The organism is Escherichia sp. MOD1-EC6021, from assembly GCF_002965245.1.
Classification (GTDB): domain Bacteria; phylum Pseudomonadota; class Gammaproteobacteria; order Enterobacterales; family Enterobacteriaceae; genus Escherichia; species Escherichia coli_F.
Genome location: NZ_PTRU01000023.1, coordinates 1 through 26,870 on the forward strand (window position 1 = coordinate 1; position 26,870 = coordinate 26,870).

Annotated in this window: 27 protein-coding genes and 1 pseudogene; 13 read left to right on the plus strand and 15 right to left on the minus strand. The window is 51.0% G+C overall.

Annotation, left to right across the window (positions count from 1 at the left end; all coding sequences use genetic code 11):
• The 9 genes and pseudogenes from BEB54_RS20955 to BEB54_RS21010 form a co-directional block, all read left to right on the plus strand.
• Positions 1–546 (plus strand): annotated as a pseudogene (locus tag BEB54_RS20955) (ParB/RepB/Spo0J family partition protein); the annotation flags it as partial.
• A gap of 54 nt (positions 547–600) precedes the next feature.
• Positions 601–1,035, plus strand: a complete 435-nt coding sequence (psiB, locus tag BEB54_RS20960; RefSeq protein ID WP_000845897.1) for a conjugation system SOS inhibitor PsiB — start codon at positions 601–603, stop codon at positions 1,033–1,035.
• Positions 1,032–1,751 (plus strand): plasmid SOS inhibition protein A, encoded by a 720-nt coding sequence (locus tag BEB54_RS20965; protein ID WP_001276263.1) that lies wholly within the window; start codon positions 1,032–1,034, stop codon positions 1,749–1,751. The genes psiB and BEB54_RS20965 overlap by 4 nt, the downstream gene beginning before the upstream one ends.
• Positions 1,748–2,344: a hypothetical protein gene (locus tag BEB54_RS20970; protein ID WP_000978012.1), complete on the plus strand. Its 597-nt coding sequence runs from the start codon at positions 1,748–1,750 to the stop codon at positions 2,342–2,344. The genes BEB54_RS20965 and BEB54_RS20970 overlap by 4 nt, the downstream gene beginning before the upstream one ends.
• A 462-nt stretch (positions 2,345–2,806) precedes the next feature.
• Complete coding sequence (locus BEB54_RS20980; protein WP_000117622.1) at positions 2,807–3,307, plus strand: antirestriction protein ArdA; 501 nt, start codon at positions 2,807–2,809, stop codon at positions 3,305–3,307.
• A gap of 728 nt (positions 3,308–4,035) precedes the next feature.
• Positions 4,036–4,470, plus strand: coding sequence for a hypothetical protein (locus BEB54_RS20995; RefSeq protein ID WP_000218863.1), 435 nt, complete (start codon positions 4,036–4,038; stop codon positions 4,468–4,470).
• A gap of 93 nt (positions 4,471–4,563) precedes the next feature.
• Entirely contained in the window at positions 4,564–4,830 is a 267-nt protein-coding gene (locus BEB54_RS21000) for a hypothetical protein (protein ID WP_001247862.1), read from the plus strand.
• Positions 4,831–4,894: 64 nt separating this feature from the next.
• The gene (locus BEB54_RS21005) at positions 4,895–5,821 is read left to right on the plus strand and encodes an Rpn family recombination-promoting nuclease/putative transposase (protein WP_015059305.1); all 927 of its coding nucleotides are present in this window, start codon (positions 4,895–4,897) and stop codon (positions 5,819–5,821) included.
• A 22-nt stretch (positions 5,822–5,843) separates the two neighbouring features.
• Positions 5,844–6,041, plus strand: a complete 198-nt coding sequence (locus BEB54_RS21010; protein WP_001348086.1) for a hypothetical protein — start codon at positions 5,844–5,846, stop codon at positions 6,039–6,041.
• A 30-nt stretch (positions 6,042–6,071) separates the two neighbouring features.
• On the opposite strand, the gene BEB54_RS21015 is transcribed toward BEB54_RS21010, so the two are convergent.
• Positions 6,072–6,323 carry a helix-turn-helix transcriptional regulator gene (locus BEB54_RS21015; RefSeq protein ID WP_000148285.1) on the minus strand — a complete coding sequence of 84 codons (252 nt, stop codon included), beginning with the start codon at positions 6,321–6,323 and terminating at the stop codon, positions 6,072–6,074.
• A gap of 33 nt (positions 6,324–6,356) precedes the next feature.
• On the minus strand, positions 6,357–6,554 hold the full coding sequence (locus tag BEB54_RS29820) for a hypothetical protein (RefSeq protein WP_001161115.1): 198 nt from the start codon (positions 6,552–6,554) through the stop codon (positions 6,357–6,359).
• 348 nt (positions 6,555–6,902) lie between these two features.
• Here BEB54_RS29820 and BEB54_RS21030 point away from each other — a divergent pair, with 348 nt between their 5' ends.
• Complete coding sequence (locus tag BEB54_RS21030) at positions 6,903–7,751, plus strand: DUF4942 domain-containing protein (RefSeq protein ID WP_001077023.1); 849 nt, start codon at positions 6,903–6,905, stop codon at positions 7,749–7,751.
• An 85-nt stretch (positions 7,752–7,836) separates the two neighbouring features.
• Here BEB54_RS21030 and BEB54_RS21035 read toward each other — a convergent pair whose 3' ends face one another.
• On the minus strand, positions 7,837–8,172 hold the full coding sequence (locus tag BEB54_RS21035) for a molybdopterin-guanine dinucleotide biosynthesis protein MobC (RefSeq protein WP_000157095.1): 336 nt from the start codon (positions 8,170–8,172) through the stop codon (positions 7,837–7,839).
• A 233-nt stretch (positions 8,173–8,405) separates the two neighbouring features.
• Between BEB54_RS21035 and nikA the strand changes: the two genes are divergently transcribed.
• On the plus strand, positions 8,406–8,738 hold the full coding sequence (gene nikA, locus BEB54_RS21040; RefSeq protein ID WP_001283947.1) for an IncI1-type relaxosome accessory protein NikA: 333 nt from the start codon (positions 8,406–8,408) through the stop codon (positions 8,736–8,738).
• Between the two features lie 10 nt (positions 8,739–8,748).
• A complete protein-coding gene (gene nikB / locus BEB54_RS21045) occupies positions 8,749–11,448 on the plus strand; it encodes an IncI1-type relaxase NikB (protein WP_105282260.1) in 2,700 nt (899 codons plus the stop codon).
• A gap of 36 nt (positions 11,449–11,484) precedes the next feature.
• On the opposite strand, the gene trbC is transcribed toward nikB, so the two are convergent.
• The 3 genes from trbC to trbA are packed head-to-tail and all read right to left on the minus strand — an operon-like array spanning position 11,485 to position 16,066.
• Positions 11,485–13,776 carry an F-type conjugative transfer protein TrbC gene (trbC, locus tag BEB54_RS21050; RefSeq protein ID WP_105282261.1) on the minus strand — a complete coding sequence of 764 codons (2,292 nt, stop codon included), beginning with the start codon at positions 13,774–13,776 and terminating at the stop codon, positions 11,485–11,487.
• Positions 13,769–14,839: an IncI1-type conjugal transfer protein TrbB gene (trbB, locus tag BEB54_RS21055; protein WP_105282262.1), complete on the minus strand. Its 1,071-nt coding sequence runs from the start codon at positions 14,837–14,839 to the stop codon at positions 13,769–13,771. Before trbB ends, trbC begins: the two co-directional genes overlap by 8 nt.
• Positions 14,840–14,857: 18 nt before the next feature.
• Entirely contained in the window at positions 14,858–16,066 is a 1,209-nt protein-coding gene (gene trbA, locus BEB54_RS21060) for an IncI1-type conjugal transfer protein TrbA (protein WP_000121273.1), read from the minus strand.
• A gap of 291 nt (positions 16,067–16,357) precedes the next feature.
• Here trbA and BEB54_RS21065 point away from each other — a divergent pair, with 291 nt between their 5' ends.
• Positions 16,358–16,510 (plus strand): Hok/Gef family protein, encoded by a 153-nt coding sequence (locus BEB54_RS21065; RefSeq protein WP_024179505.1) that lies wholly within the window; start codon positions 16,358–16,360, stop codon positions 16,508–16,510.
• A gap of 71 nt (positions 16,511–16,581) precedes the next feature.
• Here BEB54_RS21065 and BEB54_RS21070 read toward each other — a convergent pair whose 3' ends face one another.
• The 9 genes from BEB54_RS21070 to traU all read right to left on the minus strand — a co-directional run bounded on the left by BEB54_RS21070 (position 16,582) and on the right by traU (position 26,860).
• Positions 16,582–16,833 carry a hypothetical protein gene (locus BEB54_RS21070; protein ID WP_024171163.1) on the minus strand — a complete coding sequence of 84 codons (252 nt, stop codon included), beginning with the start codon at positions 16,831–16,833 and terminating at the stop codon, positions 16,582–16,584.
• Between the two features lie 924 nt (positions 16,834–17,757).
• A complete protein-coding gene (locus BEB54_RS28855; protein ID WP_157943801.1) occupies positions 17,758–18,000 on the minus strand; it encodes a hypothetical protein in 243 nt (80 codons plus the stop codon).
• A 117-nt stretch (positions 18,001–18,117) separates the two neighbouring features.
• Positions 18,118–18,327, minus strand: coding sequence for a hemolysin expression modulator Hha (gene hha, locus BEB54_RS21085; RefSeq protein WP_001140544.1), 210 nt, complete (start codon positions 18,325–18,327; stop codon positions 18,118–18,120).
• A gap of 95 nt (positions 18,328–18,422) precedes the next feature.
• Positions 18,423–19,085: a plasmid IncI1-type surface exclusion protein ExcA gene (excA, locus tag BEB54_RS21090; protein ID WP_105282264.1), complete on the minus strand. Its 663-nt coding sequence runs from the start codon at positions 19,083–19,085 to the stop codon at positions 18,423–18,425.
• A 69-nt stretch (positions 19,086–19,154) separates the two neighbouring features.
• Positions 19,155–21,323 carry a DotA/TraY family protein gene (locus BEB54_RS21095; protein ID WP_105282265.1) on the minus strand — a complete coding sequence of 723 codons (2,169 nt, stop codon included), beginning with the start codon at positions 21,321–21,323 and terminating at the stop codon, positions 19,155–19,157.
• A 96-nt stretch (positions 21,324–21,419) separates the two neighbouring features.
• On the minus strand, positions 21,420–22,004 hold the full coding sequence (traX, locus tag BEB54_RS21100) for an IncI1-type conjugal transfer protein TraX (protein WP_001037983.1): 585 nt from the start codon (positions 22,002–22,004) through the stop codon (positions 21,420–21,422).
• 28 nt (positions 22,005–22,032) lie between these two features.
• Entirely contained in the window at positions 22,033–23,235 is a 1,203-nt protein-coding gene (traW, locus tag BEB54_RS21105) for an IncI1-type conjugal transfer protein TraW (RefSeq protein WP_001189160.1), read from the minus strand.
• Entirely contained in the window at positions 23,202–23,816 is a 615-nt protein-coding gene (gene traV, locus BEB54_RS21110; RefSeq protein WP_000337399.1) for an IncI1-type conjugal transfer protein TraV, read from the minus strand. Before traV ends, traW begins: the two co-directional genes overlap by 34 nt.
• Positions 23,816–26,860, minus strand: a complete 3,045-nt coding sequence (gene traU, locus BEB54_RS21115; RefSeq protein WP_001024789.1) for an IncI1-type conjugal transfer protein TraU — start codon at positions 26,858–26,860, stop codon at positions 23,816–23,818. Before traU ends, traV begins: the two co-directional genes overlap by 1 nt.
• Between the last annotated feature and the right edge of the window lie 10 nt (positions 26,861–26,870).

Consider the following 26,870-nt stretch of genomic DNA (forward strand, 5'->3'; position numbering starts at 1 on the left):
AAACCAGCACAAATCAGCCTGGAATGTAAACATTATTCGCTGACCAGCGATGCGCCGTCAGGGAAGGAAGGTGCCGCGTTCATGGCGATGATGGCAGAAAAAGCCCGTCTTGCGGCCCTGTTACCGGAGGGATGGTCACGGGACATGACGACGTTCCTGTCACTCAGTCAGGAGGTGCTGTTATCCCTGCTCAGTTTCTGCACCGCGTGCAGCATCCACGGCGTTCAGACCCGCGAGTGTGGTCACACGTCACGCAGCCCGCTGGACACGCTGGAGAGCGCCATCGGTTTTCACATGCGCGACTGGTGGCAGCCGACAAAAGCAAACTTCTTCGGACACCTGAAAAAGCCGCAGATTATCGCAGCCCTGAATGAGGCAGGACTGTCCGGTGCTGCACGGGATGCAGAGAAGATGAAGAAAGGTGATGCGGCTGAACATGCAGAGCACCATATGAAAGACAACCGCTGGGTGCCTGGCTGGATGTGTGCACCACATCCACAGACGGATACCACTGAACGCACCGATAACCTGGCTGATGCCGCCTGATAAACAACCACACCGCCCCGCCGGAGACGGGGCGGCAGCAAGGGAGATACCGTGATGAAAACTGAACTGACCCTGAATGCCCTGCAGTCCATGAACGCACAGGAATATGAAGATATCCGTGCTGCGGGAAGCGATATGCGCCGTAATCTCACTCACGAGGTGATGCGTGAAGTGGACGCACCGGCTAACTGGATGATGAATGGCGAGTATGGCAGTGAGTTCGGGGGCTTTTTCCCCGTCCAGGTCCGTTTCACGCCAGCCCACGAACGTTTCCACCTGGCATTATGTTCGCCGGGAGACGTCTCTCAGCTCTGGATGCTGGTTCTGGTGAATTGTGGTGGACAGCCTTTCGCCGTCGTTCAGGTGCAACATATCTTCACGCCTGTCGCTATCAGTCACACGCTGGCGCTTGCCGCGACACTTGATGCGCAGGGGTACAGTGTTAACGATATCATCCATATCCTGATGGCAGAAGGAGGTCAGGCATGAGCGCACGTTCACGGGCACTGATCCCCCTCAGCGCAGAGCAACAGGCCGCCATGCAGGCTGTGGCTGTCACCGAACAACGTCGTCGTCAGGGACGCACACTTTCAGCATGGCCTTATGCCAGCGCTTTCTTTCGCTGCCTGAATGGCAGTCGCCGGATTTCGCTGACCGATCTCCGCTTTTTTGCTCCTGCGCTGACGAAGGAGGAATTTCATGGCAACCGTCTCCTGTGGCTGGCTGCCGTGGATAAACTGATTGAAAGTTTTGGTGAAGTCTGTGTTCTTCCCCTGCCATCCGATGCGGGGCATCGTCTGTTCCCGTCCGTTCCTTTTCGTGAAGGTGAGCGGCGTCGTCAGAAAACCACGCTGACAGAGCAGAAATACAGCCGCCAGCGGGAACGTGAGGCAGAACGACGGGAACTGGAATACCAGACATGTTTTGCTCAGGCGCAGATTGACCTTGCGTTTCATACTCCCTCCACGGTCGGAAGCTGGTTGTCCCGCTGGTCTGGTGTTGTTGAGGAGCATGATCTGGAAACGATTTTCTGGGGGTGGTGCGGGCGTTTTCCATCACTGTCATCATTTGACCGGTTTTTCTGGCAGGAGGAACCACTCTGGCGGCTGATTTTTGAAGCTGGTGAGGCCGGTCGTGGTGCACCGGTACAGGTACGTGCACTTGAGCAGTGGATGATCCCGAACAAGCTGGAGAACGCAATATGATGAAATCAGACGAACAATATCAGGTTCCCGTGTGGATGCGACCTCTGTTGCCGTTGCTCTGCAATACCGGTGGTAATGATCCGGAGGAACTGCTGAATGATACAGAAACCACCGCCAGTGCGAATATTGTCCGTTATGTACTGATAGTTGCAGTGCGGTCGCAGATTGATCTGCTGCAGCTACTGTACAGGAAAGGACTGTTGCGCACAGAGATACCAGGTGGCTTTTCACCGGAAGAAGCGCAGGAACTCCTGGATAATCTGGTGCGCAGCCATATCAGCAAGGCGCTGTCGGGTGAGCGAATGGCAGCCCGTGACAGAAATGCCGATCTGACCTGGATTCGCCAGCAACTGGTCGATGCCGCCTGGTTTGTCCGTGCCACACTGGAAGCGCATGGGATGGGCGTCGGAAATGAGAGTCCCTCTGCTCCGCCGGAGACAATGCCGGACATACAGACACGGGAACTGGTTATGTTGATCAAGCGACTGGCATCATCGCTGAAAGCGGTGAAACCCGACAGTAGCGTGGTGCGTGAAGCGCAGGACTGGCTGTGCGACAGAAAACTTGTGGATATCACAGATATTCTCCGGTGAACCAGACATGTATATTTTACGCAGGGACACGCCGATCATGATCGTTTCATATCAGGGGTGGTCTGGAGGTCATGCGGCGTGTCCTCTGCACTCGCCGGAATAAGGAAGTCGCCGGCGGCTCCGCTTTTACCCGGCCATGCGGGGCATGGCCTTGTGGGTTTTCAGCTCTGTGGCCTCAGCGTCGTGTGCGGGCTGTGCCGTGCCTCCATCTTAGCCGGGCTGGCAGGGATGCAAGGGTACGCTTCGCCGCTGCGGTCACCCGGTCCCTCCTTCCCGTCTGCCGTGATTTTCCGGTCGTTCACCCGCTCAGATTTCGCTGTCTCACCCTCCAACTCCCGTCAGCCGTGTGCGTCAGGCTGCGGCTTCCCTTGCGCCCTGTGCATCCCCGCCTTATCGCCCGGCTTTTATGGAGGCACGGCACCGCCCGGTGCCGCAGAACATGTGACTATGGAGGATTCGGGAATGTCTGTTGTTGCACCTGCTGTATACGTTGGAACCTGGCACAAATACAACTGTGGAAGCATCGCCGGACGCTGGTTTGACCTGACCACGTTTGATGATGAGCGCGACTTTTTCGCCGCCTGCCGTGCTCTTCACCAGGATGAAGCCGATCCTGAACTGATGTTTCAGGATTATGAGGGATTCCCGGGGAATATGGCCTCTGAATGCCATATCAACTGGGCCTGGGTTGAAGGCTTCCGCCAGGCACGGGATGAAGGCTGCGAAGAGGCTTATCGTCTATGGGTGGAGGATACCGGTGAGACGGATTTTGACACCTTCCGCGATGCCTGGTGGGGCGAGGCTGACAGTGAGGAGGCTTTTGCGGTTGAGTTCGCCAGTGATACCGGCCTGCTGGCTGACGTGCCGGAGACGGTGGCGCTCTATTTTGACTATGAGGCGTATGCGCGGGATTTATTCCTGGACTCCTTCACCTTTATTGACGGTCATGTGTTCCGTCGGTGATTTACTCCCCCGCTCCGGCGGGGGTATGGCCTGCCAGGCCGCCGGAAAACCCTGGCAGGCTTACGCCTGCCTGAAATGCAGGAGGGCCGCGCCTGCGGCGCTGCCCTTCCTGCCCGTCATGGTGTGAGGCATTTTTCTGTTATGTCGTTTCTGTTGTTCTGATTTCCGGAGGCGGGGACACCTTCGGCTCCCGGCTGCCTGGCGGCATCCGGTCGTCAGGCCCGACTCCGACAGGCAGCTGCTGGCGCACCCGCCAGTCTCCGCCGAACCCGCTGGCGCGGTTTCGGGCTGCCGCTACGGTCCGATGTCTGAAAAACCAGGCCTGCAGCGACCGTTCCGGTCGCGCCGCCCCTGTCGCGCCGGAAACGGCGCTCCCTGCACACCTGACGGTGTGTAAGGCCACTGCGCCTGATGGCGCAGTCAACCCTTCCGCCGCCACCCCTGCGGCCTGTTTCCCGCTGTGGACTTTCCGGGGGCTGGAGTAACCACATCCCGTTTCAGCAGTCCAGGGGAAGATATACCGTCCACAAAATTTTTAGCCATAAACCCGGCAAAAAATTTTGCGTCCGCCCCCGGACAGCTGCCCCGTGACGTGGTGACGGACGCCCCATCGGAAAGGTCCACTGCGGGGAGAAACCCCGAAGAAGTGGACGGCAGAAGGGGCTTTCGCCCCTCCGGGGAGCAACCGGTCGGCCCGGCGACCTGATTCAGCAGAAGGAGACGTTTTCATGACTGTCAGCAGCACGATTTCCGTTTTTTGCCGCGACGGGGTGTTCCGTACCGTTTACTGCCACCTGCACGGTGAGCCGACCTGGAACGGTCGCATCCTGCATACCCACTATGCCACCGGTCAGCAGGCCGAAGCCCTGGTTGAACACGGTGATATCCGTTGCCTCGGTCCCCGTTGCGACAAACCCGCCGGGCATACGCTTCAGAACCCGGTGGACGGTGTGACGGCTTATTACGGACGTGACAGTGGTTTCCGGATGGACAGTGAGGCGCGTGAGTACCGTTCTTTCAGGGAGGCTATTGCCACTGAAAGCACTGAAGAGGTGCGCTTCCATTATGTGTTCATCGACGGCTACTGGAAGGTGATGTACCGCACGCCGGAAGGCTGGAAGATGAAAGCGCTCGCGCTGGCACTGCGTCGCTGTCCGAAATGAAAAAAAGGCAGGGCGATAAACCCTGCCTCTCTCCGCCGGCGCTTCCCCGCCAGGAAGTCCGACATCTCAATCACTATCTATGGAGATTATGCCATGAGACCATCAATTATCTTCGCAACCGCCGAGTATGTAAAGCGTCTGCGTGAAGAGTGCCTGCGGGAGAATAAACCCCTGCACCGCCATACCCGCTTCAGACGTCAGGAGCTGGCACAGGATGAGATTAACCCGGACGTCCTGGCGATGAGCGGCCATATCGCCAGACGCTGCAGTGAGCAGAAGCGGGTGCGTATCCCCGCTATGAAAGTCAGCGAATGGGGCCACCTGCTCCGCGCGCTTGAAATTGAGCGGGTCTGCCACTGATTAACCCTTGCCGTCTGCCTGTGCAGGCGGCAGGATACGTTCAGACATCTCACCAGGAGGAACCGTGAGTAAGAAGAAAACCACCACGACGCCCACGCCGCATGATGCCGCGTTCCGGTCGTTCCTGGCGAATCCCGACGTCGCCAGAGATTTTCTGGAACTGCATCTTCCGGCGGAGTACCGGCAGTTGTGCGACCTGTCCACGCTGAAGCTGGAACCCGCCACCTTTGTTGAGCCGGACCTGCATCAGTACGCCAGCGATATCCTCTGGAGTGTGAAAACCACCGGGGGTGAAGATGGCTATGTTTATACGCTCATCGAGCACCAGAGCACCGAAAATCTGTACATGCCTTTCCGCATGTTACGTTACAGTGTGGCGGCGATGCAGAGACATCTGGAGCAGCACAAAACGTTGCCACTGGTCATTCCGGTGCTGTTCTATCACGGTGAGCGCAGCCCGTACCCGTACAGCATGAACTGGCTGGACTGTTTTGAGAATCCGGCGCTTGCGGCTAAAATATACACAAAGCCGTTTCCGCTGGTTGATATCACTGTCGTTGATGACAATGAAATCATGAACCATCGCCGGATGGCCGCACTGACGCTGCTGATGAAGCATATCCGCCATCGTGACATGATGGAGCTGCTGGACAAACTCCCGCAGGTCATGGTGGAAATTTCAGACGAGCAGGTGCGTGTTCTGATTCATTACATCGTTAACGCAGGGGACTCTGTATCACCGGAATTTATGCGGGCGCTGGCTGAGCGTCTGCCGCAGCATGAGGATAAACTGATGACTATCGCAGAACGTCTTGAGCAAAAAGGTCGCCAGGAAGGCAGGATGGAAGGACGCATGGAAGGACGCATGGAAGGAGCGCTTGAAAAAGCCCTGGCTATTGCGTGCCAGCTTCAGAAAATGGGGATGACGCCGGAGCAGATTAAGCAGGCTACCGGACTTTCCGATGACGAACTGAAGAAAATCTCTCACTGAGTAAACATCACAGCCCGGCAAAATGCCGGGCTTTTTTGTCAGCAGGAGCAGAGCAAACAGCATGACGATTGCAGAACGTCTTATTCAAAAAGGCGCACTTGAAGTGGCGCGGGAAATAGCCTGCCGGCTGCGGGATATGGGCTGGACGCCGGAACGGATTCAGGAGGCAACCGGACTTTCCGGTGAAGAACTGAAAAAGCTGTTTCCTGATGAGCAGTAGCCTGGCATTCAGCCAGGCTGTGAATCACGCTCACACATCCTCTGCCGTTTCCCCCAGTTCATTTTCCAGTCGCCTGATGATATCTGCCTTACGCATCCCCTGCATGTGAGGCAGCAGGTCACGGACTGAAAGTGCCTGGGTGGTCCTCCAGACGGTGACGTCCACCTGTTCCGCATTTTCCCAGGCGTGCCATGTTCTCTGCGTCACGCCAAATTCTCTGGCCGCTTTTTCGCGTGACCAGAGCATGCTTTTTCGCCAGATTCGCAGTTCCCAGCCGGTCATAAAACACCTTTGAAAAAGTGAAAAAACTTCACTTTATTTTATCATCACAATTGCCAAATCAGCGCGATAAATAAGTGTAAAAAAGTGAAGAAATTTCACTTTTTTTGCTTGTAAATGTCGTGCGGTTTTCTCTGTTTTCACCTGTGCGGGAGTGGTGTGCCAGTGACCACCACATGCCATTGTTGTGCCGTCGTTTTTCTTCAGTCGCGCCGTATGCGGCGCTCCCTGCACACCTTACGGTGTGTAAGGCCACTGCGCCTGATGGCGCAGCTGTCTCTGCCTGTCTGCCGCCGCACTGCGGCCTGTTCTCCGCAGACGGACTTTCCGGGGGTACATACATGACCACATCCCGTTTCAGTCGTCCAGGGGAGAGATGTACCAGCCACAAAACTTTTTGCCGCAGGCGTCAAAAACTTTTGCGTCTGCCCCCGGACAACTGCCCCGTGACGTGGTGAGCGTCCCCCGTCGGAAAGGTCCACTGCGGGGAAATTCCCGAAGACCCGGACGGCAGAAGGAGCTTCGCTCCTCCGGGAAATGACCTGGCTGACCCGGCAGTCGTGACGATGAGGAGACAATGTGATGAATCAGACTTTACCCACTGCTGACCTGAATACTGCCGGTACGACAGATGTTATTCCGTCTGTGGCTATCGACCGCATCATCGCGCAGCGTAACGAAGGTATTGCACTGTTCATGCAGGCGATGGAATGCCTGGCGACAGCGCGCAAGATTCTGCTCGATGCGTCAGGTGATATTTTTCTTTACGGGTTTGAAGACTGCGTGACTGATTCCGTTCGTCGCATAGATAAACCGGAAGAAGCGAAAAGGAATATCACCCGTCTTGCCGACCGGAAAATCTGGGACCGCCTGATGACAGATACGGGCATGTACACCTTCATGAGTTCATGCCAGCGTGATGAGTGGAACAGCCAGCTGATGAGCGACACCTGTCCTGAAATCACCCTGGACAATGTACTGGCAACATTCCGCCATCTGAATGCCTGCAAGATGCAGACATTTGAACAGGGACTGATTGATGTCTACCGGAAATTGTCATGGGATTACAGAACCAATAATCCCTGCCGTCTGGGTAAGAAAATCATTATTGAAAACCTGCTGTACCGCTGGAGTAACGGGCGTGTGACGCTGGACTGCAGCGGACGGGAGGCACTGGATGACCTGGTACGTCCGTTTTATCTGCTGGAGGGGCGCAACGTTCCTGACTTCAGGAACAGTATCGGGGCGCAGTATGGTGAATTTCTCGGGAACGGCGACAATGTCGGTAAGCTGTTAGAAGGGGAATATTTTACGGTGCGTGGCTACCAGAAAGGGACCGTACACATTGTCTTTAAGCGTTCTGACCTTGTTGAAAAACTGAATGATATTATTGCACGGCATTATCCAGGTGCATTGCCGCCACGAGTCTGATTAAACAGAAAAGCCCTGGTATTTATGCCGGGGCTTTTTTTTCTGTAATCATCATAATCTCAGAACACGATGTGACATTGTCACATCAATTATTGTTCATATCGATGCCATCTTTCCTGCCTGAATCTGTCTTTTTAGGTGCTGTTTTAGAGGAAGAACGGCGGGATGGTTTTTTCGATTCTGCTTCCCGAATAATGTCACGAAGTGCCTTCTCTCCTACTTCATACCCTGCATTTTTGAGCGTGTCACGAACATCTGCCAGTGTATAACCCTTTGTCCTTACCAGGACAATAATGTCATCACGAATGGCATCAAGAAAATCACGCAATGTTTTCCGTTGAGCGGTGAGATCTGGCAATTCCGATAAAGCAGCTTTTGCCAGCTGGATGTCATCATCTGAGTAAAATTTTTTAGAAGCCATTGGCACTTTCTCTCCGTTTCATGTTGAAGTCTGATTTTATCATCAAAAACTGACTCCTGGCAGGGCTGCGCCCTGCCTCTGCCGTCTGCATAAGACTATGATGCACAAAAATAACAGGCTATAATGGCCTGAAAAACGGGACAGGATGTGCAATTGTAATACCGTCACACGCGACGCTATTACAATTGCCATCTGGTCAGGGCTTCGCCCCGACACCCCGTAAGGAGCCTGAAGTGAGTGATAGTGCGGTAAGAAAGAAAAGTGAGGTACGGCAAAAGACAGTTGTCAGGACACTCAGATTCTCTCCTGTTGAGGATGAAACCATCAGGAAAAAAGCTGAAGATTCCGGACTTACTGTATCTGCTTACATCCGAAATGCAGCACTGAATAAGCGAATTAACTCCCGTACAGATGATGCTTTTCTGAAGGAGTTAATGAGACTGGGAAGGATGCAGAAGCATCTGTTTGTTCAGGGAAAAAGAACCGGTGACAAGGAATACGCAGAAGTGCTTGTTGCCATAACCGAACTTACAAATACATTGCGTAAACAGTTAATGGAAGGTTGAGGATTCTCCGGTGAATGCAGTCATTCCGAAAAAGAGAAGGGACGGCAAGTCTTCGTTCGAAGACCTGGTATCCTACGTCTCTGTCCGGGATGACATGACCGATGAGGAACTGGATTTATCTTCTTCTTCGCAGGCTGAACAACCGCACCGAAGCCGTTTCAGTCGCCTTGTTGATTATGCGACACGTCTTCGAAATGAGTCATTCGTGGCGCTGGTTGATGTCATGAAGGACGGCTGCGAATGGGTCAACTTTTATGGTGTCACCTGCTTTCATAACTGTACTTCTCTTGAAACTGCCGCTGCAGATATGGAGTACATTGCCCGGCAGGCACACTATGCAAAAGATGACACTGATCCTGTTTTTCACTACATCCTTTCCTGGCAGTCACATGAAAGCCCGCGTCCGGAACAGATTTATGACAGTGTACGTCATACGCTGAAATCACTCGGCCTTGCCGACCATCAGTATGTCTCTGCCGTGCATACTGATACAGATAATCTGCACGTCCATGTGGCTGTTAACCGGGTACACCCTGAAACGGGTTATCTGAACCGGTTATCCTGGAGTCAGGAAAAACTCAGTCGTGCCTGCCGTGAGCTTGAACTGAAGCATGGTTTTGCTCCGGATAACGGTTGCTGGGTCCATGCACCGGGAAATCGTATCGTTCGCAAAACCGCCGTTGAACGTGATCGCCAGAACGCGTGGACACGCGGGAAAAAACAAACTTTTCGCGAGTATGTCGCGCAGACAGCGGTCGCTGGTTTACGCAGTGAACCTGTAAATGATTGGTTATCCCTGCATCGTCGTCTTGCGGAAGATGGTCTGTACCTGTCTCAGATGGACGGAAAATTTCTGGTGATGGATGGCTGGGATCGCAACAGGGAAGGTGTACAGCTTGACTCGTTTGGTCCCTCCTGGTGTGCAGAAAAACTCATGAAAAAAATGGGTGACTACACGCCAGTACCAAAAGACATTTTCAGCCAGGTGGAAGCACCAGGACGCTATAATCCGGACTTCATTGCCGCTGATGTTCGCCCGGAAAAAATCGCTGAAACAGAAAGTCTGCAGCAGTATGCCTGTCGTCATCTTGGAGAACGTCTGCCGGAAATGGCACGGGAAGGACGGCTGGAAAACTGCCAGGCTATTCACCGCACACTGGCTGAAGCGGGATTATGGATGCGTGTTCAGCATGGTCACCTGGTTATCTGTGACGGTTATGATCATAACCAGACTCCCGTTCGTGCTGACAGCGTATGGTCGCTGCTGACGCTCGACAATGTGAATCAACTCGATGGTGGCTGGCAGCCTGTACCAACAGATATTTTCCGCCAGGTTACGCCAACAGAACGCTTCCGTGGTCGTCGTATGGAGAGCTGTCCTGCGACCGATAAAGAATGGCACCGTATGCGTACAGGCACGGGGCCGCAGGGGGCTATCAAACGCGAACTGTTTTCTGACAAAGAAAGTCTGTGGGGATACAGCATCAGCCATTGTAGCCCTCAAATTGAAGAAATGATCACACAGGGTGAGTTTACCTGGCAGCGTTGTCATGAGCTGTTTGCACAACAGGGACTGATGCTACAGAAACAACATCACGGGCTTGTTGTCGTTGATGCCTTTAATCATGAGCAAACGCCGGTGAAGGCCAGCAGCATTCATCCTGATCTGACACTGGGGCGTGCAGAGCCACAGGCCGGACCTTTTGTGAGTGCCCCAGCAGATTTGTTTGACAGGGTGCAACCTGAAAGTCGCTATAACCCGGAGCTGGCTGTCAGTGACAGGTACGGGGTCAGCAGTAAACGTGCCCCAATGCTGCGCCGGCAGCGACGTGAAGCCAGAGCTGAGGCCCGTGCTGACCTGCGTGCCCGCTATCTGGCATGGCGTGAACAATGGCGTAAACCAGATCTGCGTTATGGGGAACGTTGTCGGGAAATTCATCAGGCATGCCGTCTGCGGAAGTCACACATTCGTGCGCAGTACGATGATCCGGCATTACGTAAGCTGCATTATCACATTGCAGAAGTTCAGCGAATGCAGGCATTGATCAGGCTGAAAGAAGACATCAGGGATGAGCGACAGAAACTTATTGCTGACGGGAAATGGTATCCACCCTCTTACCGTCAGTGGGTCGAAATTCAGGCTGCTCAGGGAGACAGGGCTGCTGTATCGCAGTTGAGAGGCTGGGATTATCGCGATCGCCGTAAAGACAGGTCACGCACAACGACGACAGACCGCTGTGTCGTGCTTTGTGAACCGGGCGGAACGCCGGTATACGGTAATACCGGTGATCTCGAGGCCCGTCTGCAGAAGAACGGGAGTGTTCGTTTCCGTGACCGTCGGACGGGAGAGTTTGTCTGTACGGATTATGGTGACAGGGTTGTTTTCCGTAATCACCATGACCGCAATGCGCTGGCAGATAAACTGGATTTGATTGCACCGGTATTATTCGGGCGTGATCCACGCATGGGTTTTGAACCAGAAGGAAACGACAAACAATTTAACCAGGTCTTTGCTGAAATGGTTGCCTGGCATAATGTGACAGGCCGTACCGGTCACGAAGACTACAGGATTACGCGACCGGACGTGGATCATCACCGTGAAGGAAGTGAACGCTACTACCGCGATTATATCGCGGCGAACAGCAACGATGACGCATCACTGCCTCCGCCGGAGCAGGATAAACGCTGGGAACCGCCTTCTCCAGGTTAAAAAAAAGGCCGCGCCAGAATCCGGCGCGGCCACTGTTCAGTACATTCCGTCCCAGTCCGGACGGTTGTTTTTTTTATGATGAAACCCGTTTACAGGACGCCCTGTCGGGTGGTTATTGTCCTGTGGAAGCGTTAACAGGTTTATACCTGCTCTTTCTGCTCTCACTGATATCTGATTTTCCTCTTTTGTTTCAGGTAGTTCTGGTCTGTTCAGCGTGATATAGCGAATTCGTCGCTCTTCCCGTGTGGTCGTTTTAAGCGTATTCACCGCTGTTTCCCATAAGGCGTTTTCACGTGCGTTGATATCCGTGTCGTACTCTTCCAGCATTGCCATAGCCGCCTGACGTCCTGCAATGCGTTGCTGGAATGTATCCACGATCGTGTGTGGCTCTGTGCGAATTTTTCGTCTTTTTCTGGAGGGTTTTGCAGTCAGGACGCCAATGATGGCACTGACATTTTCCGGTGACGGTATTCGACGTTGAGTAGTACGGGGAACAAGACGGCGGAGACGGTCCAGGCGTGGCGCATCCACGCTGATATACCTGTTTATAACAACGGGATCGCTGCTGCAGCTTTTCTCATCGTCAGGGATGAAGAATGATGCTGATGGTACGGTTTCTCCCCGGAAAATAGAAAAGAACTCGCCAGGATGAAGTTCAATCAACTCCTGAACATTTATCTTGCTTTCCATCAGGATGCTGATTTGTGGGCTGTCAATCCATGATTCACCAAATATGCCGTCCTGACGCTGCAGGTTGTTCATTCTCGCCCTGGCTTCTTCACCGGCGGCGCTTTTCAGCGTTCTGGCCGTACTACCCTCGCTGACAATCCTGCCGGCAAATTTTGTCCCCGTGTTCTGCATCAGTGTTGCAGTATTCGTGGCTGTTGTCTGTCCTTCTATACGCTCCTGGTCCTGTGCCATCAAAACCAGAGCAAAATCCAGTGAACGCACCTGAGTGGCTTCCACAGCAATACGGTCCGTATAGTATGCCCCCACTTCATCAAGGAAACACAGATAAGGGAAACGCCCCTTATATTTTTTGACTTCCAGTGCATCGGAATCAGTTCCTTCGAGGCGGTAGCCCAAATCACGGGCGAGAATCATACTTTTCTGGGTGATAAACATTCGTCCAAGAGCAGACGTTGTATGCGCTGATGTATCCAGAGCGGGGATCATTACCATCAGAATCCTGTCGCTGTGAATGCTGTCACGAATATCGATATCACCGGAATCTTCAGCAAAAATATCCCCGAATGCTTCCGTGAATGTGCTGAAAGTTTCAGAAAACTGCCCGGAGAGATAAGCATGTTGTTTTCTGGGTTCTTCCGTCCAGGCTGATGGTGTCCTGACCAGCGACAGGTCGAAACCGGGAACGTCCTGAAGGTAGTTACGTAACGGTGCGATAGCTTCTTCCGGCCACTGATCATCGAGGCCACGACAGTAAAGTTTGGCCATCCCTTCGAGAGTCATATGTTCACGGAGCATCTGCAGCGACATTGTTTTGCCTTCGCGCACACACCAGAATTTAGTACCAAATACCAGTGCCTTATTCATGGCAATGGCCCGGGACTGCCACTCGCCCCCCTGGACGTTCTGGGGCAGCATTGACTGCATTGTCTCCGCTGTGAATGCCTCGGTGCTGTAACAGAAGGGATTCCAGGTATTTGACTGAGGACGCGTTTTTTCACCACTCAGAATGATTTCACTGCGGGATTTTCCTCCGTTCATGAAGTTAATGACTTCCACATCGTCTTCACGTCCAAAGCGTCTGGCCAGATACCAGATCGTTCTTGCCGTATCATTCTGTGCCTTGCCATCGACAAGGGTGAATCCTCTTGCCCAGCAAAGTGGGTTAATCGCCCAGGCAAAGATGGTTTCCGTTTTACCGCCACCGGTGGTGGCGAAAAACATTATATGGCGGGTCAGATCGTCCATACTCAGCCATAACTCCCTGCCAATATCCCTGACGCGTTGATAACCAACATAGAATATGCCGCTGGCCGGTGATTCCAGAATGACCTCATACTGGAACAGGGTTGGCCAGAAGCTGAAAAGACTTCTTTTAATCATTCTGTCCTGTGACGGGTCAGCACATTCCAGCGTCATGGGCATACGAAGAGGGCAGCGCCATCGCTGCAGACTAAATACCAGCATTGTTATCAGTGTGAACAACAGACATGCCGGTAATGCAAGTGGCCAGATAAAACTGGCCACAAGACTTGCCACCAGGCAAAAGCCATAGATATTGAGACTCTGGAGTGCATTCCAGACAGGATTTCCCCAGGCTGTACGGTGTAAAAGCTCGGGGTTAACGCGATGTTCACTCATGGCCAGACTCGCTGTCGGTGGTTTTCAGGAATAAATTAAGCGTGCCAGTTTCCTGCAGAATTCCTGTAGGCAGATGCCAGCCGGTGTCGGACAGCACCCATGGGGTACCGGCAAATCCGAACTTACGGAAGGCGACATTGTTTACATCAATTGCAGCTCTGGCCGCTTTCAGGCATGTTTCATCTGCAGGCGTTGTTTCTTCTGATGGCGTCATCATTCCGTTATCTGCGGAATACAGTCGGTGCCAGCCGGCAGCACGTTTCTGAGCATCTTTTTCACACAGCAGTGGTGCCACACGGTCGGTGGATTCCTCTCCACCAATAACTGAAACCGGGTAGATAACGACATTGAAGTCGCTGGCCAGGCGTTTTAAGGCTGGCTCCAGAAGTCTGCAGTTAGGACAGGCAGGATCGAGAAATGCGTAAAGGGTTCGTTCATGACCGGATGACAGGTTGACGGTAAACATTCCCCGATCGGCGTTCCGCTTCAGAACAGCAGCCAGATTATGTCGGGCAGCTGCGGCTTCCGGATTTTTGCTTGTGAGTGTTTTCTCCGGTACCTGGACGTCTTTTTTCGGGGGAACCGCGAGTTGAATGCCTTCATTTAATGGCACGGTGTGATTCAGGTGAGGGGGGAGCAGTCGTGGCTCACCTGCCGTCTGTACTGCTTCAGGCGTTGTATCATCCCAGAATACACGATCAACATAGCGGAACAGAAAGACGGCAATCGTTGCCATTACGAACAGTACAACGCTGGCGATTATTGCACGGAACAAAGGTGTTCTGCTGAAGCGGCGTTCCATCAGGTATTCAAGGCGCAGGCAGGAATCAATAGCTGTAAGTATCTGGTCAGCGTTATGCTCCTGTTTATCAATCAGGACGGTTTCTCTGTTACGGGTGCCCATGGCGTCAAAGGCTATATGAATCAGTTGATTATTTCGTGTTACCAGCCCTGACAGGGCATCCTGTGGAAGGACGGCAATAATTTCTGTCTTACCATCCGGCCAGATTGCCTGCACGGAAATATGTTTTGCAATGCGTGTTGCAAAGTACTCGATTGTCATTTTCAGTTCTCCGGATAATCAGAATTCGTTGTCTGTAGCAGGTGTGCGGGGCAGGATGTCGTCGGTGAGGGACCAGTTGGTCAGGATGCGGCGTTTCCGGTCGCGATCTGGTTGTGGTTCATCCCAGATAAGACCGAGACTGAGCATATCCCGCCGTAAGCCTTCCACCGCTTCATCAACACAGGGTTCAGGGCAGGGAAGACCAAAACGCATGGCTTCGGCCTCTGCACGTGCAACGGCCACCACGCCAGCGCCTTCAATAAATCCTTTCGTGGTATTGGCGCGGTGTAATGCATAAAACAGCGTCCTGTCCACGCCTTTCAGCCAAATCCAGTTGGGTGGCGTAAGCCGCAGGTCATGTGCATACAGCCAGACCAGCCCACTGCGGACGTAGCGATGTTGTTTCAGCCATTGCTGTGCTCCGTTGCTTTTAATCACTCTCTGGAAAGCTGATTTGGCCAGTGAATAAACAGGGGTACAGAATTTCCCGCTGTCCCGTTTGCTTTTAATTCTGCATGAGAGGTTCAGTGTATCCATGAGCTTTAATGCTGCCTTACGATCATCCAGGAAATACTGAAGGCCAAATATGGCAAAGAGCGCTTTTTCATGTGGTGCCATGTCTTTCCAGGACGTTAAAGGTTTACCCAACTGGGCCATGAAACATCGTCTTGCAGCTGCAACATCGAGCTGCATATTGGTGATGAGAGTATGCTGTTCGACAAATGCTTCCGGGGTGAGAGCAACCCGCCGTTCAGGTCGTTTGCCACCATGAAAGAGTTTTTCCGGATCACCATCTGCCAGCACAGGGGCGATAGCAGGGGACAACGAAGCAAAGATGTGTGGCAGTCGGGTAATATCTACTGGTCTGCGGGTGAAACGGCTTTGTCCCGGATGTTGATACCACTCCCACAAACACCAGAGTGTCACAGGTAAGAGGTACATCCACAGAATACCTATGGTCTGCTCCATGACGTTAACCCACTGGCTATAGCTTATGTTGGCGGCGTTGTTACCGGTCATGGCAAGCAGGTTGTATCGTGGTGCTGCATAGTTATGAAATGGTCCCCAGTCTACCAGTCCCCATAAGGTATGAAGAATCAGGCAGCTGGCGTAAACCACTTCCGGCAAGAATAACCATATGACGAATAGCAGCAGGATAAGAAGGACACCAACAGCGCCCCATATCTGCATAGGATCTTCTGCGACAGGCTGTCGATTGTAAGACATGACAAAGTCTCCATTTCTGGAATTTAAATCAAACGGAAAGATTAAAAATTTATTTGCAGGCGATAAGAGCTAACCAGAGGAGTTAGCCGTGCGATAAAAGGATTGTTGCAGATACGAAAGTCGTTAGAATAGCTGCGGGCGCTTGAGGCTGTATGCCGAAAGCGTTTTGTGGACGGTATACAGCAGAAAGCCCCTGGAGATTTTTTTATCAATCAACCAAGGGCTCTACTGTAATGCCTCAACAACATTATAGTAGCCCGATAACCGCCGGAAGGCAATGGAGGGGCTATGATGCCACAGCGAACGTTTTTAATGATGTTAATCGTCGTCTGTGTGACGATTCTGTGTTTTGTCTGGATTGTGAGGGATTCGCTTTGCGGACTCCGGCTCCAGCAGGGAAACACAGTGCTTGTGGCAACGTTAGCCTACGAAGTTAAACGTTAACGGGCAACACGGCGGCAGGTTTTCTGCCGCCGCTTTGTTGCGAAGGCTGACCTCATTGCGCCCTTTCTTCTTCAATGAAGCGTATCCGGTATTGTTTCATTTTCCCTGAAGCCGATTAGCTCCAGCCGAATGCCTTTGCCATCGGGGGCCACGTTCTGCATTTCGCAGATACCACGTCGGGTCATGAGTGTGAAGGCTGTCATTGCCAGCATGGCTAACGCATTTTCCTCGCTTCCGCAGCGTTTCTCGAGAGCAGCGGCAATTTCTTCTATGCTCCCCACCTGAAAGCAAGAGTCGAATTCTTTACTCCACTTTTCTGACATCGGATTTTCTCCCTGTATTTATGGGTAGTTATCGAACTGAATGTGCCAGTTTTTTCAGGAGACGGCAAAGTTGAGATGGCTGATTCAGGTTCAGAGCATGAGTTTCCCCGGTGTGACGGGCATGGCGGGGCGGATTTTGCAGATACAAAAGACGTAAAAAAACCGACTGGTGAGGCCGGCTTTTTTACTGTTACGCTACAAAGTTGATGACTCTGACCAGAAAAGAGCTGTCTATAACTGACGCTAAAAATGATAATTTGTTCTACCTGATTAATGCAACATGCCATAAGTTTACGGGAAAGGCTGACCAGCTGATATTGTTGCAAAATACGAAAGTCGTCAAAATCGCGGTGGGGAGCTTGAGGCTGTAAGCTGAAAGCGTTTGTGAAAGCCCCGGGAGATTGTTCTATCAATCAACCAAGGGCTCTACTGTAATGCCTAGACAACATTATAGTAGCCCGCTGACGTCCTCCACGCCAGAGGGAGCTTGCTACGTACAGCTTGTCGTTACTCAGAAGTAATAAATGTAAAAAAACCGACTGATGAGGTCGGTTTTCTTACTGTTCCGTTACAGAGTTGGTGGCCCTGACTGGAGGAAATCTCTTTTCAGCTAACGTTCTTATAATAGTGTTCTGTTCATTTGATAACAACCACCCTTGTAATCCGCAGGTTAGCACTGTCTGGCGACACATCTGTCGTGATGACGGTAACCAGAACATGAGTCTTCCCGGTATAACAGGCATGGTGGGGCGGATTTGCAGAAACAACAGATGTAAAAAAACCGACTGGTGAGGTCGGCTTTTTTACTGTTCCGCTACAGAGTTGGTTGCTCTGGGCGGGAAAAGACAGTCTGTATCTAACATAATCAATTCTATGCTTTGTCCCAAAGCTATGTCAAAAATCCTGCTAATCAAAAAAGAGATCTCACGTTAAAAATTTGTACCCTTCTTTAACTTCCAGTGCCTGCTCATTTGACTCAAACATCAGTCTTGTTTTCCCGGGAACACCCCATGAAATGTATTCGACATCTATCCACCATTTTCCATATTCTTCATATGGCCCGGATATTACTTTTTTGACAAAGGCGTCTACCAGATTCATTGCTTTTTCCTTTTTGTGTTGAAAATAATTAATGCGCTGGCTGTGATAATTGCTATTTTCTCCCATATGATATTTTTCTCATGGGGGGATTCTACGGAGATTATTTCTTCGCATTGGAATATATTGGATATGTTTATTCATGAATAAGAGCAGGTGTGGGATTTCCTGCTCTTTTTGTTGGCGTTATTTTACGTACTTCCAGACAGAAGCCGGTACTTTGTCGTACAATTTGTTCATTGTCAGTTCCGCAAGGCGATGATCAACTGCAGAGTTGAATGCTTCTATTTTATCTGAGGCCAAAGTGCCCTGGTTTTTAGCAATAATTTTCTCAAGTGTCTTTAAGCTGGAACAGCGACGTAACTGATATAACCATTCCTGTTTTGTTTTTGCCATAAATAGGTCCTTGGGTTTATTTAATACGGCATAAGCTATGTGTTGTTGCAAACAAAAGCCGGCTCATTTGAACCGACTTTTATGGGGGGGTTATCTTAAAATACTTCGGCTACAGGCATGCCTGCAATCTGCTCCCACTCCTTACGCTTTTCCTGAATCAGGCGAGGAAAGTCGACAGGGTAATCATATCCTCGACTTGCCATAGCGTGCATGGTGTTTGATGCGGTTTCTGGATGAGTACACCATGATGGAACAGGAACCATTGGCAGGTTGATGTATTTCGTATGAATTTCCAGTGTTTTGTCGTCTGTTACAGTACGAGTGAAATTATGAATGTCAAAACCGATAACATCCATAATGTTGCCTGGATAGATACGGACATACAACATTGTGCCCTTTTTAAGGTCAATTCCGAAATAAGCTCCCTGAGTTAAAGATAATCCTTCATATCCCTTCTCTGGAGAGTAGAAGCCTGACTCTTTTATTGTTTGTACAACTTTTCTTATCTTTTCTCTCCTTGTTTTTGCACGTGAATACATCCATATACCTGGTGCAAGTAATAAGAACCAACTACCAAAAGTGACAACATAATCTTCGACCTTATTTCCGAAATAACGATCAGAACATAGCATTTCGGTAAAGCCTAATGCGCAGAATAGAAAAAAAGGTATTCCAAGATAGAAATAAGCTTTCCTTAATACATAATAAAATAGCCACCAGGTTGGAAATCTGTCTGTTGTCTCTTTTTTAGCTTTCATATAATGCCTCCCCTCGTACTATCTATTATTTTAATGCCGATGGGGAGGTAGTGCAATATTTATATTGTATTATCCTTTTATTCCATCTTTCTCGTCTTTCCCTTTTGTCAAATCTTTAAGGCGTTCATTTTTCATTCCGGGAGCATGCCGGATATTGCGACTTCCTCCAATAAATATTTCTTTAACAGAATTTGCCATGCTGCCAAGCGTGTTGGCTCCATCACGTCCCCCCAGGAAGTTAATAACATGATCCGGTAGGTAAGCCTGAAGGGCAAAAATGGCGGCTACAGTGGTTGTACAAATTCTGGCGTATATCAGCAGGAAACCAGCAAGACTGAAAATACCGGTCAGCGAATTGAACTGTACGTTAACCAGGGCTGCGCCAAATAATGCATTCAGTATTGTGCCTACGGCGATGATGGCTACAGAAGCAAAGAAAAAACCGAAGACCATGATGGGCGGCCTTATCATACTATCAATTAAGTATATATAACCGTAGGCTGCCCGACTTCCTCTGTCTTCAGATGTCCCGAGATGTGTTGCAGCCCACAGAGGCCCGGCGGTACATCCTATTAATACGCTGACTATCCAGTTTCCGATGCCTGTCATCCAGAAAATAAACGGAATAAATGGCAGGTAAATTGATAAGGAAAATCCAGCGCAGAACATCAGGAACAAAAGAAAATAAACAGGTGGTGCAAGTGCTTCAAACAGCGCGGTAAGCATCGAAGCGGCACCTGTTAGTGAGTTAAAGAATTTTACAAGAATTGAATCTTTGCCACCGGCAACGACAACTCTGGCCGTTGTATATATAGTCCAGATTCCTTCTGCACTGACCATTGTTATATCTCCGATATTTTTCATTTTTATCAGAGGATTAATTTGAGTACTGGTTGTGCCTGTGCCACTTGTTTCCGTTGCAATCCTGTTAGTGAGGCTAACAAGGGGACCCATAATTTCAGACAAGGCTGATTTCGGATCTTGTGCATTTGCCATGCGTTGTTCACTGGATGATACTACTGTGCCCAGCGGTGGCGTATATGAGGAATTCTGCAATTGCGTCCTATAGGCACTCATGACTGCACTGAATAAGTCAGTATCACCAACTTCTCCCAGTGATGACATTGAAGTTACAGCTGGAGCTCTGTCAGCCAGCTCTGCCAGACGCTGGTTAGCAGTGGCAAAGGTCTGATACCACGCGCCAAGCGTCACCCATCCATAGGTTGTGAGATAAGACTTGAGAGCTTCTTTCCTGGATTGTTCTCCGTTATCAATAGGTAGCGATTTTTGTACAGCACGTTCATACTCGTCGGCTGCTCTCTGAATCCGTGTCTCGATATCCGGCAATGTTCCGTTGCCAGAATTTCTTTTTTCCAGAAATGTTGTCACAAACTCACTGGCAGCGTTGTCCATGTCGCTAATCATATTATCCATGGCTGCACGTTGTGCTGAGATAACACCGCTGTACTCGTTTTTACTGAAGGGATTAAAGAATTTTCCAATCGTCGATTGATCTGTTGTTCCGTTTCCTTCTACTGACAGGCTGGCTGTACCACAGATACCGCTGCCATTGGATACCGTGACAGTGTAATTACCACTGGCGGTTTTAGCTGATTCTGTCATCAGTGAAGTCGAGGATTTGGCCGTCTGATTAAAATCATTTAGTCCTGCGTTAACCGCATACTTACACAGTTCCATTTCAAAAATGCCACGCGCTGCTGTTCGTGTGGATGCCTGAACTGGCTGTACAGTCATTGAATAACCATTTGCGATATTATCAGCGGCAAGTTGAACCATCACATTGGCGGACCCAACCCCCATTATCGATGCGCCCCATAACATAATGAGCTGAGCGAGACTCCAGCCATTTCCGGTTGGAACGATCATCAGAAAACCTGCAACGACACTCAGTGTGCCGACGACATCGCGTCCGGTGCTGAATACCTGTCCCTGATGCCCCGAACGCACAACATGACGGATACCAATGAACATAAACCAGACAACGGCAAGTACGGCGATGATACTGTTGAACGCCCCGAACATGCTTCCGATTAGGGTGGGGGCGCTGGTTGACAGTGGATTGGTGACCACATCACCGAATATCGTGACCAGCGCCTGACGGGACAGATCGTCAGGATTGGTTGCGGCAGACACAATATCCTGATAGGTCACTGAAGCCATTGCCGGCAGTGAGGATATAGCAAGGCCTGCACAGAGTGCGCGAAGTAAAATTTTCACAGTAACTCCGGAATAGAATTGCGTATGGGCAAAGGCCACACAGGATTTAATTAAGGGGGATGGCGACATGCCAGTGGTACTGGCATCTGGACGTGATCAGTATTGTTTACTGGTTACGGCAATTAACGTGGCATTGCGCCAGCCATTGCGGGTGTTCAGAAAATCACGAAAAGTCCCCTGCTCGGGTTCGCTGACTTTTCGTTCATGCAACTGCCAGAGGCGGTATGTAACAATCAGTGCTCTGGAAGCACAAAGAGCGACGCCTGACAGTATCAGCACAAGAGTGCTGATGGCGCGTACCAGAGTCGTAAGAGGTAATGAAGAGGCGGCAAAGAGCATACCACTGAGAAACAAAGCGATGGCCAGCAGACTCCAGCAACAGAATCGCCATACTGTTCTGCGCCGGCGGAAACGACGATCCAGATCGTCTACTGACATATGGCTGGCCTGCAGAGCTTCTTCCCACGTGAGGTGGAGTTGCGCCTTTTTATTATTTACCTGACGAAATCTGTCCAGCCTGCGTTTTTGTTGTTCCAGCATATGCTGTACAGAATTCGTTATCAGGCGAGTCTCCATCAGAGGAACAAAAATGTTAATAATTCCCCGGGTGGCTATGCGGGTTATGGATAGTGATTTTTTGACGTTTTTCGTCTGGTCTGAATTTTCCGGTAACTTATTCATTTTTTCAGTCCTGTTCTGACGTCAGCTTTCAACGTGCGTTTGCCTGATTGATTGTTTTCTCAAGGCTACCGAGTTGTTTTTCATAATACTGGCGGGCAGTCAGAGCCAGTTGCTGGCCAGAGATAACATTACCTTGGCGGATCTGTTCTTTCAGATCGTTCAGTTGCCAGTTCATTTGCGCAGTGATTCTTACCAGTTCACGGAGCAGGTTATCCCCCTGCATTTCCTGTAAATCCACCAGGTATGCTGTGTTGGCGTAGCGCCGGCCAGCCTCAAAAGCTTCAAACTCACGGGTACTCATATATCCCCGTGCTTTTGCTTCTGGTGAAGCCACCTGGTCGAAGTAAGCGGCCGCTGAGTCTGACTGCAGTGTTTCAGCCAGTGCTTTACGTGTGCTTTCATTAGGCGTGCTGTCAGCAATCAGCGTCAGTTGGGGATTCGACGCAGAATCAATGATGCCGTTGTATTCGTTCTGGAGTCCGACGTAGGTTCGCCCACTCTGGGTATTCACTTCTCCTTTACCCAGAGCACGACCGGCAGAGGGGCGGGAAGTGTTTTTCATGTAAGCAGTCGCTGCATCTATTTGCTTCTGATCCCATGTCAGTGCCGCAGGTGTGTCCGCTGTACCTGCGCCGTGGTAAATCGAGCGTACCTGACTGTCTCCACCTGGTATTTCGCCCACAGAAGGACAAACGGCGGTTCCTCCAAAACGTGCATATTCTGCTTCTGTACAGTAACTGGCGTGTATGGCCGCGCCATCATAAGCTTCCCGCACGGGAGAGTTTGCTGCGCTGGCCAGACGGTCGCGGATGCTACGGTTGCTCACACCGCCACCTTTACTGAGTTTTGAGGCTGCGGATGCTGAGGCACTTTTGCTTTCTGTTGCAATCCCTGATGCGGATTCACTGCAGATGGAGTCTGGCACGGTGAAGCTTTTCCGTGCCTCCTCGAGGCGCTGAGTTTCATTACTGAAAATCATCTGCTGACGTGTCGCCTGTCCGTTCTGGGCAATGACACTTGCCAGCTTTTCAGAGTTCTGATTGATAGCGGTACCCGTGGCTGTCTGGGTACTCAGTATGTTGCCAAGGACATCTTTGATGGCTTCCATTCTGGGGATGACCTGCTCTTCAACAGGCCGGCTGGCGACGACGGTGACTGAATAAGCATGAGCCTGGCATGCCGTTCCACTCAGGGTGGCTATAAGGGCTGCGAGTAATGTTTTTCTTTGCATTTTATTGTCTCCTGCTCGGGATGGAGCACAAGGTCAGGAAGGCTGTCGTATTTTCTGTCTTCAGGTAGTGGGGCCAGTGGGAAACACTGATATCGCCTGGTGATATAACCTTTCCTGTTCCGGTTATCGATGATGCTGAAAGAACGACGTCTGACGCGCCGTAAGGTGGAAGGGTCAGTATCCATAACAGGCCAGTCACCGGCACTCAGTGCCGGCGTTCCGGGAACGGATGGCCATAACCAGGTATCATCGGACATCAGCGAAGCCAGCGGTGAAGGGAGTATCCACTGGATGACATGCTGAACGTCGAATGGTGCTTCATCCGGGACAGAAACCTGCCATATTGCCGTTGTTATCAGCTCATCTGTGCTGGACGGCAACAACAACCGCATGCCTGTAACCTTTCCCTGTGTTCTGGCATCCGAGGCGTATATCACTCTGGGATTGGGGGCCGGATGTAACCTGAAGACACGTGACGGCAGAGTGAATGAGAAACTGTCACCTTTTACCTCAAGTTTTTTAAGAAATACCTGCCCTCTGGCAGGTCTCCGGCAGCGTGGGGTGATATGAATTGTACACATCAGAGATTGTATCCCTGTTTTCGGATGAGCTCCGAGGCCAGTTCTTCAATAACATTGTCACTGTTATGTTGGCCCGCCCGGTGCTCAATTAATGACGTTGCAGAACCTCTGGGGAAGTTTTCGGCCAGAATCTTACGTGCTCGAACTGAACCTAACTTATTTGTCAGTGTTTTACGCAGGGCACTGTCTTTTGGCGATGAGTTCAGCGCCCATAGCTCCAGTGGACCGACGGTAAATTTGAGTATTCTCGCAAGCGTGCCACTTTTTACCCTGAATACTCCCAGAACAGGAACACCACTACCATCTGGTGCCGGGCCTTCCGGCATTTTCAGGAAGCGTTTCAGCATAAATTCAGGAACGTTGAAGTTATCCCTCAGTACGGGGATATCTTCGGGTTTGTAGCGCAGTAACCAGAGAGTATTTGCTGACTTAAGAACGCTTTCCGGGTAGTCCCTCAGATACTGCGTACTCAGAACCGTGCGGATAGCAAACTTGCGTTGCTCACGCTCTTGGGTATCCAGATTTTCCCAGATGAAGTCAATGCCCCGGGCGTTATGCAGTTCATCATAAACTTTTGTCTTAACCTCCTGATCAAGTTGGTTAATACGTTTAAGAGCGATTTCATGGTATTCCCGTGGAAGCTGCTTTAACACTTCATCCCTGTATTGTGGCAGGGTGAAGTCACCACCGGCGATCTGACCTGCAAGCAGGTACATGATGCCGGTTTTAAGCCTGCCTGCAGGCGTTTTGTCACCGGCAACATTATTCAGATCGACAGCGATGACCCGGGTTTCCGGGTTGATCATAAACCGGGTATACCCGGATATCATGGGGTAGTCGTTATGTCCCTGCTCCAGGGCGCGGCGGATGTAGTCCAGCAGAAGCTCGTTTGAACCATCACGCTGAACAGTACCGAAAACATCCCTGAGACTGGTATGGCCCAGCATCGAGGACACTTCGGGAAGCTGGGGCATTGCCTGATAATGTGCCCGCTGAGCCGCCATGATATACCCGGCATTGTGGAGCATATCCCGGACTTCAAACCAGGTTGATCTGGCCCACCAGGCTGCATCATGTTTTTCATACAGTCCCGAGTCCTGCAGTGCTGAATCCACCAGTTCTTCCGTTGAGGCGCGATAAAGTCGCGGATTATTTTCACCGTACTCTTTAAAAGCCAGCTCGATAAGCTGGTTGATAATTTGTCGGGTGTCTCCGGGGTTACAGGGTTGACCGGTACCGGTATCGACACAGAGAGCACACAGCACCGATGACATGAAATTCTTTTCCGGCGTAATAGGCTTTTTAGCGCCGTACATCACGTCAAAAAGGTTACGGGTGTAGTCCGGATCATTGCTCAGAATAATACCGACAGCTTCGTCTTTTCTTTCCTGAGGAAGACTGTCGCGAATAAGCTGAACCAGTCCCTGAGCACTGTATCCCTTATCGATATAGGCAATGAAGGGCAGGTTTTTCTGAGCAGATGATATCTGTATTTCCGACAACGTATTAATCAGAACTGATTTACCCAGTCCCGGATCGCCTGGTGCCAGTTCTGTATGTTTATTTTGTTGGGATGACGCCAGACCAACCTCAAATGCGGAACCGTCTTCTGTATGTAACATCAGATTCCCTTTGCCTCGCCAGACAGAGCCTGCCCTGTTAAGCGGGAAAAGCGAGATGGCATGTGACAACGGGGGATACAGGGGAACCGGGCCGGAGCCTCCGGATGCCGCGAGAATGGTATTCACCCAGGCGCGTCGGGGATCGCCAAATGTTGTCGTGGTGCCACATACGCCCCAGCCTTCAATGGCTGATTTCAGAATGGCCTGGTTTCGTGCGCATATTTCACGTGTTTTTCCCCACGTGGAGGCCATGATGGTCATTATGCAGACAGGTTCTTTTTCATCCGTTGCCGCCAGGGTCATAACGGATTCATACATTGGACGAACGGCAGAAATGAAGCTGCTGTAAGTCAGAAGCGTTTTCTTCAGATTAAGAGCCTTCATCCCGCCGGGCATCAGATCCATTCTGATGCGCCAGGGGACTGCGCGGGGGACGGCACGGACCAGTTCGTTAAACGTCTGCAGATTTTGCGGAGGTAAAGTAATCGATACCATTCCGTGCCAGAGTCCGCCCGCCTGAACCAGGTTGCCCTGTGTGGTCACCTGCGTGTTGAATAACTGCAAATGCAATGAAGGAGCATGTAGTACGGATTCATCGTCAGTCCAGCGATATCCTGCTGGCTGGGCATCTTCAGGCAGGTGGGGTTGCCAGTTACGCGGTGTGCTGTACCGTTCTGTCTGACGACGTATTTCACGCCCGACTTCGTGTATATCCAGAAGCCGGAGAATCAGGCCATCAGATGAATGTCTCAGTGCCTGTTCCACATTATCAAGAAAAGCTTCGTGGCGGATTTTCAGTGCAGATAAGGTCCACTGCCAGGGGGACTGGGCAAAGCGTGCTTTCGGTACCCGTTCAGCCAGTCTTCTGACAAGCTCATCATGGGCAGTGCGATCGCTGTTGCTGATAAGGTCGGGTCCACTCCAGATCGCCAGCCAGCAACGCTCCCGGACCAGCCATGGGGACAGTGTTGTGACTTTCTCATCGACCACATCCTGTAACTGGATACCTGTATTAGCCAGTGAGCGTTTTTGTGGGGCGACCATGTCTTCGATTTCCTCTTTCCCCATTTCAGGGTCACGCTCGAAAACGCAGCTGATTTTATGACCGCTGTTTTTATATGCCGTATTCAGGCTGTCACTCATGCTGGTGATCAGCGATTCCAGTGAACCTGAGCCAGTCTGGTCGGATGCTTCATCCATTTCCCTGAAAGCACCGCTGACTTCAAAGACAGAGAGATATTCTCCACGCTTTGTGGCTGCAATATAGGGCGAATTCAGCCATGGGCGACGTTCACGATCCTGTCTGTCCAGACCAATTACAGTACGTAAATCGCAATACTCAACAAAACTGCTTGCGACAGAGAAACGGGATAGCGTGTTCAGACAGTCTTCGATAGTGAAGATTAAACGGTTTATGTTCATAGGTGAGGGA